We start from the raw sequence: 10,171 nt of genomic DNA, 5'->3' as shown, positions 1-10,171 counted from the left end.
CTGATGATCTGTTCGTCGGAAAAACGCTTCTTCATGGGGATGTCCTCATGTGGCTTATGAAGACATTACTAACATCGGGGTGTACTAATCAACGGGGAGCAGGTCAGCCTAGCCCCCTCCCCTTTTCTTTTACATGACCTGAAAACCCATCTTCTTTTTTTTTCACATATCCTCCCCCTTCGATATTTACCAGTCATCCCCTGAGCTTCCGCAATTACCTGAAGTGATAATATGCTGAACACCTCCCCTCTTCCCGGTGATTTACTTGTGACTTAACTTACTCATGAAGACCTGTATGAATAAAATCATCCCGTTATTCGCAGCTACATCCCGGAAGCCTCTAAATTCTGATGATGCCCCACATATGCAGTACGATCCCTGTTCGCAGTCGTATATCTTAAGCCTCAGCGGATTCCTGATGCGCAGCAGCTGAAAACAACCCCCTTGTTCGCAGTCAGATACCTTAAGCCTCATCAGACTTCTGATGTGCAGCAGTTGAAAACAACCCCGTAGTTCGCAGTCGGATACCAGAGTCACAGCAGACTCATAATGTGCAGCTGGTGAAAACAACCCCGTTGTTCGCAGTCGGATACCAGAAGCCACAGCAGACACATAATGTGCAGCCGGTGAAAACAATCCCGTTGTTCGCAGTCAGATACCTCCAGCCTCATCAGCCCCCCGATGCGCAGCAAGTAAAACCCCATGTTCGCAGACGCATACCTGAAGCTACAGCAGACTCATGATGTGCAGGAGGTGAAGACAACCCCGTTGTTCGCAGGCTGATACCTGAAGCCACAGCAGACTCATAATGTGCAGCCGGTGTAAACAACCCCGTTGTTCGCAGTCGGTTACCAGAAGCCACAGCAGACTCATGATGTGCAACCGGTGAAACAACCCCGTTGTTCGCAGTCGGATACCTCCAGCCTCATCAGACTCCCGATGCGTAGCAAGTTAACCCCCCTCAGCTTGTCCGCAGTCGGATACCCGAAGCCACCACAGACTCATGATGTGCAGCAGGTGAATACAACCCCGTTGTTCGCAGTCGGATACCAGAAGCCACAGCAGACTCATAATGTGCAGCCGGTGAAAACAACCCCGTTGTTCGCAGGCTGATACCTGAAGCCACAGCAGACTCATAGTGTGCAGCCGGTGAAAACAACCCCGTTGTTCGCAGTCGGTTACAAGAAGCCGCAGCAGACTCATGATGTGCAGCCGGTGAATACAAACCCTTGTTCGCAGTCATTACGTGAAACCTCAACTGACTGATGAAATTCAGCCAGTGAATAAAACCCCGTTATTCGCAGACGCATACCTGAAGCCACAGCAGACTCATGATGCGTAGCGAGTTAAAACAACCCCCCTGTTCGCCGTCATTAAGTGAAGCCTCTACTGACTGATGAAGTTCAGCCAGTGAATACAACGCCGTTATTCGTAGTCGTTACGTGAAACCTCAGCGGATGAATGATGTGCAGCCGGTGAAAACAACCTCGTTGTTCGCACTATGCTCATGTGAGCCTCTCGTAACTCATGAAGCCCCATAGATGATTTCAACTCCTTTTTATAAAATCGGCTATCTGAATCCTCAGACTATTCCAGATATCTTGCAGATAAAACCATCCCGCTGTCTGTTCGCAGTCGGCTATCTTAAGCCTTGTCAGATTCCTGATGCTTGCAGGTGTAAAAAACCTTTTGTTCGTAATCGGATCCAAGGATTCTCTGGACACCCATGAAGTCCACAGATGAAATGCAACTCCTCTGTTCGCAGTCTGGTCATGCGTGTCCATGGAGACTCATGAAGCCCCACAGATGCAATCAAACTACGTTTCCTAAAGTCGGTATCAGAATCCACAGAAGAATCCTAATGCCTTGTAGATGAAAACCCATTGTTCGTAATCGGCAATTCTGGTCTGGAGCCCCAATAAGTTGAACAGCCATGTTTTCGACCTCGAAATTTGGGAAGGTATACATCGTTAAACCGGCCTCCAGTAGATAGGTGAAAGAGAAGGGCAGAACAGGGCAGGGCATGGTAAAGGGGTGGCATAGTCATTTGCGCCCATGGGTTCTAGCTAAATTTTAAAAATTGAGTATGGATGGCTGGGAAAAAGTCTCAGAATTCACCAAATCTGTGAATTTTGCCTAGTTAAATTAGTTTTCTTTTAATATCAATACCTTGAGAATTATTTGTACATTTCTCGTCTAAAAAAGACTGTGCACGAAATCTCATTTTGAGCGCATGATGTGATAAAAGTGCATTGTAATGCACTTTTACCTTGTAATACGCTCAATCCTCATGAATAATGTGAAGACTAACCTAAGGAGAGATCATGAGCATATTAGATGATATTCGTACTATCGGCCTAAAGATGAAAAATGAACAAGCAAGCCTCAAGGAAATAATCTTGGAGTCGAGTCGGGTTGATGTTTCGGATGAACAAGTCGATGGCTTAGATCGTCTTATCTATAACCATTGTTTAAATAAAAAAACTCTTTCGGACTTCTTTGGTAAATCAAGAAACACTTTTAGTAGAATTCTTGCTGAACTACATGAGAAAAAAGTGATCGGTGAACCTATCTTCCAGAATAAGAGTCACCTGTATACACGTTGGGATGTTCAAAAAATAATGGAAGCGATGGGCACTATTCAATATCGTGAAATGTATTTGCCCCGAGTTATTGTTACGGAAAACCATAAAGGTGGGACAGGTAAAAGTACAACAACAGCAACACTTGCTACCGCGGCCGCCTTGGATCTTAATCTGAATGCAAAAATCTGCGTAATTGATCTTGACCCCCAAGGCTCGTTAGGCAATAACCTTATCCACTCAACTAGTGAAGATAGTGTTTACCTAACCATAACCGATGTTCTGCTTAGTGAAATTGAAGATAATGACTTTACACAATATATAAAACAGGGATATACGGAAGCACAAATTATTGGTGCTATGGCATTTTCAACCCATCTCCCTAACATGGATGTTATAACTGCATTCCCGACAGATGATAGATTTACTGATAAATATTGGAGCCTCGATAAGGAGGGAAGACTCAAACTTCTGACACGTTTTCGTGATGTGGTTATACCTGTATTAAAGGAAAAATATGACCTTATATTTATAGATACTCCGCCACAAGATTCTCCAATTATTTGGTCAACAAATGAAGCAGCTGATGCAATACTTGTTCCCATTACACCACGAGAATATGATTTTGCATCAACCACAAACTATATGATTACGATTTCAGACCGACTTGAGCAGCTTCCATCTAAGGGAACAAATATTAAATGGATAAATGTTCTTGCAGTAAACGTAGATGATAGAAGTCAACATGAGATTCGTACTTTAAATAAACTAGTAAGAACTGTACGTGATCGGTTCATGACAACAAATATTAAACATTCAGAGGCTTTCGTTGCAGCGGCTGAAAAAGGTCGTACTGTACTCGATATTAAAAAATCAGAAGAACTTTGTTCTTCAAAACAATATGATATTGCTGAAATGTCGGTTCAGTCGGTGTATCAACAACTTATCAATGAAATTAAAAGCTTCTCAGTTAGGGAGGAGGGTAAATAATGAGTGATGTTGAACGCGGTACAAGCAAAGACAAATACTTAACCGGAAACAGCAAACGTACATTTGTCGATCAAAAAAGCGGACTTCCACCTTTACGTACTTCTCCTACACAGAAGCGACTATTTACTCTAGCAAATGGGCGTAAAGTTGAAGCTCGCTACGTTGTCGTCCCCGGCTCAGAAGTTGCTAATAAAACGCTCGTTCATGAACTAAACCCACGAAATCAAGAGGCAGTTGACGATCTCTCTACAAGAGAAATTCTTCCTTTAATTAAAGAGAATGGGGTTACAACTGAAGCTATTGCCGTCTACCGGGACGGCCAATTTTACCTAATTGAAGGAAGTAGGCGTCGTTTCTGCTGCATAAAATGTTCGGTTGATTTACCTTTATGGGCCTTCGATGTAGAGGTTAGCCGTGAAGATGTCGATTGTATTGTTAATGCTGCACAAACGGCAAAACGATTCTCGTATCGTGAAGTTGGAATTAAATACCTTGAAATCATGAAGAATAAGGGTTTTAAAACTAATGAGGAACTTGCTTCTTATCTTAATATTGGTATTGAATCGATAAGAAAGAGAATTCAGGCTGCAAAAATCAGTAAAGAACTTATTAGAATATTCCCAGATAGTGAGGGGATACCTAATACTTATTATAGTAAATTGGCTAGAATTGAAAAAACCGCTAATGCTAATAACATTCCTCTGACAGAGCTAACATCTGAAGTAGGGGCGGATGACAATAAAATTACTAACATTAATGATATTGAGGAAGTTCAGAAGTCAATTTTAGATGGTTTACATTCAGTTCTTAGTATTCTTTGTAATGATGTAAATAAACCGCAAAAATGGACAGTGACTGATATTGCTGCTTTTGATAATAAGGATACTTACGCTAGGGTAAAAAGAAGCGCCGATGGCCAGAAAGTAAGCTTTGAATTTAAGCGTATTGGTCAATCAACAATAAATGAGATTGAACGCTTAATTAAAGTTAGTATTAGCAAAGCAAAATAATTATTTTATTTTTAGTCATGATTCTTTAACAGGGATCATGACTTTCTCATTTATGCAACTCACATGTACGACTTTGACACTGGAGGTTCTAACAGCTTTCTGTTCCACTCTTGGCAGAGAAGAATCCCCTTGCTCAAGTCCATCTCTTGGTGCTCCGGCAGCTTTCAGAAGCATCGTTGACAAAAACAACCCCATTGTTCGCAGTCGGATACCTGAAGCCACCGCAGACTCATGATGTACTGCAGGTGAAAACAACCCCGTTGTTCGCAGTCTGTTTCTTGTTGCTCTTGAAACCTTCTGGTTCACCGTTATGATTATACAACCAGCCTAACTAGTTAGGGCTGCGCCCAGCCTACTCACGAATAACCCTGACAATGTACCGTCCTAAAGAACTCTATAACCCTTATACTGGGGGAGGGGGCAACACCAACTAACGGGTCTGATCATGTCGAAATTCGACTCTGATCATTTCTGGAAAATTTCCAGCAAAGCTGGTATCTATTGCCCTGATGTGAAAATTAACCTATCTGGTGGGTAGTTAGAAAGTTACTTTTTATTGTTACTTTCTATAGTTAGACGATGAATCTATGCCTAACGTCCCTAATCAGTATGAACCTGATCAGGGCACATTTTTTGATTAATGCATGTTACTTGGTTACTTGATTTGCGGAAATTTGCGGAAATTCGATTATGAAATTGCTTTCCCCTGTAGAACCGTTTTCTGCTGTGAAAATTGGGACGGTTGAGTTTTTCCCGTTCCCAAGGTCTATCTGAATTTCTTTTGTCTCCCCGGGTTGAATAATGTTCCCCAGAATGTTGATCGCATAATCTGCGTCCTTCCTGACCGTGATATTGGCCGTTTGTATGCCCTGCGCCAGTGAGCCATCGTTACGTCGTAGCTGGCCCGTACGCATGACGGCCAGCGGTGTGTTGTCACTGGTTTTCAGCGCCTTAACCACACCTAATGTTTTCAGTTTCTCAAGGGTGACGAGATTTTTAGGGTAGTAGGCGAACTGAATGCTTTTTTGTGTCGTGTTGCCTTTCGCGTCGGTAGCAAATGCGGTCAGTGTATACTTGTCCGTATCTGAATCTAGGCTAGGGAAGAGACGAGGGTAGTCAGGGGTATAACTACCGTCCTTATTCTGGTTAAAACCTAAGACAACGCTGTCAGATGCAGGTCCGCCTTTAAGCTCAAGCCTGACAAGGCTGGGGACGGTTAACGCATCATTTAGCGATATGCTGATGTTCTCCAGCCCGTAGACGGTAGCCCCGGATGATAAGGTGGTATTTTCATAGTTAAAACTAACCACCGGAGGCGTCTTGTCGTTAATCAGGTTAATGAATGGTGACGATGTTTCATTGTTAAAGGTGTCCTTTGCCTGAAAGCCCAGATTATATTTCCCTTCGGCCAGTTTGCTCAGGTCAAAACTGTATGTGTAATCCTCTCCAGAAAGAGAAGTCTGGGTTCCTGTGAGCAACTGGCCGCCGGTTTCAGAATCCACCAGAACTGCTGACTGGAGTTGCAACAGATCGCGGAATTTACCACGCTCAGGTTGTGTTACAAATAACAGGACGGTTTTGTTTTCCTCCTGGTAACTATATCCAGTGATTCTGGGTAGCAGGTCAGTGTTCCAGTGGTGTCTTTTTTCTATAGTGACTGATGAAAAAGTTTTATCCATATCTGTCAGTCTGAAGGAGTAGGTCGTAATACCATTACCTGATTTTGGAATAGACCATGATACCGCACCGGTACACTCAGTCTCACCAGCTGGTATCTGACATATCTCTGTATTTCCACTCATCGCCCTCTGAACATAGTTTCGTGGAGACGCAGTTATCCTTACGGAGTTGAATTTAACAGGCAAATCTTCGGTATTCCAAAGATAGTTTCCTGAATTCATTTCTCCTTTCTTATCCGATGTTAGCCATGCTTGTGGTGCTGCCGGGCTGACTGGAGCCTCACTTCCTAAATTGATATCATATGAGAGTGAACCGCCACCCCATTGATATCCGTTGTGGATGGTATACGTCACTTTATAGGCGGTCTTAGCGGATACATAGCTGTAGCCATTCGCTTCGGAAATAATCGTTCCAAATTTCAAACCGGCTTTACTGTATTCCCTGCGGTTATTCGATGGCACCCGGTACACCAGTGTCAAAGGGTTCTGGTTTACGGTCATTCCCGGCTTGTATTCTATGTAACCTTCACTAAAGCCTGGAACCACGCTCGTTTTCGACGTTGGATCATAAACAGCAAACAAGGTGTATTCGCCAAGGTCAGAGTCAAAAATGAACTTCTGGTCCGGCAAAACTTTGCGGTTTCCCGCTTTATCATAGAGCGTCACACGGAAGCGATATTCCACATCAGCGTTTGATACAGGCATCCATGATGACCGACTCATATTCCCTTTTGTCCACGGTACAGAAAGGGATGCTGACCCACTGTCATACACCATATCGGTAATGGAATAGACTGTGTCATCAGGTTTAATCACCTGAATTGTCGCTTTATCAAAACCTGTTGCAGCTTTGACGTTATTAACATTTAGGTAAAGCTTTGCTTCCGCCCCCAGACCCAGTTCCCAACGTTCACCGGTTAACACCATATCGTATCCGGGCTTTTGGTCTATGCTCAGGTTATCTGATGAAGGGCCTACAGTATCTATAATAAAATGGTGAGACGTGCTGTCGACAACCATGTTTTGAGTATTCAGGATATCCGAGGTTATGACATAGTTACCGTCACTCAAGGGGGGAAGTGTCAGCGTTTTTCCGTAAAACTCTTCACCTGTAGAAGCCTTGATACGGTCATTGACCGTCACGCTATCCGTAGTAAAACTATATACACCAACATTGTCTTTCTTCACCGTTACCTGAATTTTTCTGTCTAGGCCGGATATGAGCCTTACCTGAATTTTTTCGTTGGTATTTAGAACACCAGAATCGACGCTGATTGATTTATCCGTTCCGTAGATATCTTTGATCGCATATTCATAGACACGAGCATAAGAGGGTAGTGAAAGGGCGGTCAATATTAGCGTAGTCAGTAAATTGATTTTCAATTTCATATCAAATTTGTCCAGAGAATTACAGAAGGGTATGCCTTAGCGAAAGTTACTTTCTTTTTCTGATTGCATGCTTTTAACAAAGCCATATGGCAAGGAACACAACCAGCCCCCCGTTGCAGAGGCGGTGGCCGTCGATAGTTAGTTAAGTTGTGGGAACTCGATGATGAAGTTACTTTGACCCGTAGACCCGTTGATAGCCGGAAAAATCGGAACCGTGGAGTTTTCGCCAGTTCCGAGGTCAAGCTGTATTTCTTTAGTTTCCCCGGGATGGATCACCGTTCCCAGAATGTTGATGGCATATTCAGCATCGCTTCTGAGCGTGATATTGGCCGTCTGTATACCTTGGGCCAGAGAGCCATCGTTACGGCGTAGCTGACCGGTACGCATAACGGCCAGAGGTGTGTTATCACTGGTTTTGAGCGCTTTTACCACGCCTAGCGTTTTCAACTTTTCAAGCGTCACGAGATTTTTCGGGTAGTAGGCGAACTGAATGCTTTTCTGGGACTTATTCCCTTTCGCATCTGTGGCATATGCAGTGAGAGTGTATTTATCCGTCGATGCATCCAGAGTTGGGAACAACCTTGGGTAATCTGGAGTGTAGCTCCCGTCAGCATTCAGGTTAAATCCGAGGACCACGCTATCAGATGCCGGACCCCCTTTGAGTTCCAGGCGGTCAAGAACTGGCTTAGTCAGCGCATCGTTAAGGTTAACGGTGATATTCTCCAGTCCGTAGACTGTGGTACCGGAGGGGAGCGGGGCATTTTCGTAGTTAAAGCTGATCTCAGGAGGCGTCATATCATGCACGAGCGTGATGAATGGAGATGATGCCTCATTTTCGAAAGTATCTTTTGCCAGAAAGGCTAAATTGTATCTTCCTTCCGCCAGCTTACTCAGATCAAACGTATAGGTGTAATCTTCTCCAGAAAGCGCAATTTTGGTTCCATTCAGTACCTGCACGCTGGTATCGGCATTAATCAGTTCAGCGGACTTAAGCTGGAGCTGGTCCCTGAAGTTGCCATTGCCTGGTTGCGTCACAAACAAGAGCACTTTTTTCTTATCTTCCTGATAGTCGTATCCGGTTATCCTGGGAAGAAGATTGGTGTTCCAGTGGTTACGCCTTTCCTGATTTATTGAGGATAGTGTCTTTTCCTCGTTAAACATTTTAAAGGAATAGGTCACGCTACCATTACCGCTTTTGGCAATAGTCCATGATACAGGCCCGCTGCACTCAGTTTCGCCTGGCGGGATCTGACAAATTTCCAGGCTCCCGGTAAACGCTCTCTGGAGATAGTTTCTAGCAGAGGTACGGACTCTCGCTGAAATGAATTTCACCGGGAGATCGCTTGTCTTCCACAAATAGTTAAAAGAATTGATTTCACCCTTTTTGTCGGTCGTGAGCCAGACGGTAGTAGGCGTTTCCGGACTTTCAGGGGTATCCGGTCCCAGTTGCAGATTATAAGTGGCGGTAGCGCCACCCCACTGATACCCATTATGGATATCGTATCTGATGTTATAAGCAGTTGTAGCCGCCACATATACGTAATCGTTAGCTTCTGAAACGATTGTCCCAAAACTTAACCCAGCTTTGTTGTATTTCCTTACATTGTTGATGGGGATACGATAGATTAAGGTAATCGGGTTTTGATTAACTGTCATACCCGCTTTATAAGCTATATAACCCGAAGTGAACCCTGGAACTACACTTGTCTGAGCTTCGGGGTCGCGTATTGCAAAAAGTGTGTATTCTCCCAACTGATTATCAAAAACGAATTTCTGTTCCGGTAAAATAGTTCGTGTACCAGCCTTATCGTAAAGTGTGACCCGGAAACGATACTCCACGTCAGCATTTGATGTAGGCATCCAGGTAGCCTTTTTTCTTTCCCCTAACGTCCATGGAGCTGACAGCGAAGAGGACCCGCTATCGTAATCCATGTCCGTTATTGAATAGACGCTGTTGTCCGGATTTATGACCTGTAGGGTTGCTTTGTCAAAACCGGTCGCGGCCTTAACGTTATTCACGTTCACATATAATTTTTGTTCCGCCCCAAGTCCGAGCTCCCATCGTTCTCCCTGAGTGACCATTTCATAACCCGGTTTCTGAATAATGCTGAGATTGTCCGAGGTTGGGCCAACACTATCGATGATGAAATCCTGCGTGGTTGAGTCGACCTGATTACCCTGCGTGTTAAGTATTTCAGAGATCACCTGATAGGGACCATCACTCAGGGGAGGAAGCGTGATGATTTTCCCGTAGAACTCTTCGCCTGTTGATGCCTTAATTCGATCACTTACCTTAATGCTATCGGTTGTCGTGCCGTAGACCTCCGTACCTGACTTCCGGACAGATACGTGTACTTTGCGATCTAGGCCGGAAATCAGGCTCAACTGAATTTTTTCGTTAGTGTTAAGAATGCCTGACCTGCCCCCACGATTAGATACAACACTCAGTTAGTAACGTCGGAATCTTCATTCTCAGAATGACCCTTTCTCCAGCCCGCTGCAAATTCAGACGGTGTCTGAT

Annotated in this window: 3 protein-coding genes and 1 pseudogene; 2 read left to right on the top strand and 2 right to left on the bottom strand. The window is 44.1% G+C overall.

The annotated features are described in order from the left end of the window. Positions 1-2,324 precede the first annotated feature (2,324 nt). Together BV390_RS29475 and BV390_RS29470 are read left to right on the top strand one after the other, a co-directional pair. Positions 2,325-3,572, top strand: a complete 1,248-nt coding sequence (locus BV390_RS29475) for a ParA family protein (protein ID WP_085397612.1) — start codon at positions 2,325-2,327, stop codon at positions 3,570-3,572. Beyond that, a complete protein-coding gene (locus tag BV390_RS29470) occupies positions 3,572-4,582 on the top strand; it encodes a ParB family protein (protein WP_004181814.1) in 1,011 nt (336 codons plus the stop codon). Before BV390_RS29475 ends, BV390_RS29470 begins: the two co-directional genes overlap by 1 nt. 647 nt (positions 4,583-5,229) lie before the next feature. On the opposite strand, the gene BV390_RS29465 is transcribed toward BV390_RS29470, so the two are convergent. Further along, positions 5,230-7,650, bottom strand: coding sequence for an Ig-like domain-containing protein (locus BV390_RS29465; RefSeq protein ID WP_085397611.1), 2,421 nt, complete (start codon positions 7,648-7,650; stop codon positions 5,230-5,232). A gap of 138 nt (positions 7,651-7,788) precedes the next feature. Then, positions 7,789-10,068 (bottom strand): annotated as a pseudogene (locus tag BV390_RS29460) (Ig-like domain-containing protein); the annotation flags it as partial. Positions 10,069-10,171: the final 103 nt, after the last annotated feature.

Source organism: Klebsiella sp. YJ (assembly GCF_002108615.1).
GTDB lineage: Bacteria > Pseudomonadota > Gammaproteobacteria > Enterobacterales > Enterobacteriaceae > Klebsiella > Klebsiella planticola.
This window is presented reverse-complemented; position numbering and strand designations above follow the sequence as displayed.

Excerpts from the sequence above, each read along its gene's own strand:
- BV390_RS29475 (WP_085397612.1), top strand. The coding sequence starts at position 2,325 with ATGAGCATATTAGATGATATTCGTACTATCGGCCTAAAGATGAAAAAT.
- BV390_RS29470 (WP_004181814.1), top strand. The coding sequence starts at position 3,572 with ATGAGTGATGTTGAACGCGGTACAAGCAAAGACAAATACTTAACCGGA.
- BV390_RS29465 (WP_085397611.1), bottom strand. The coding sequence starts at position 7,650 with ATGAAATTGAAAATCAATTTACTGACTACGCTAATATTGACCGCCCTT.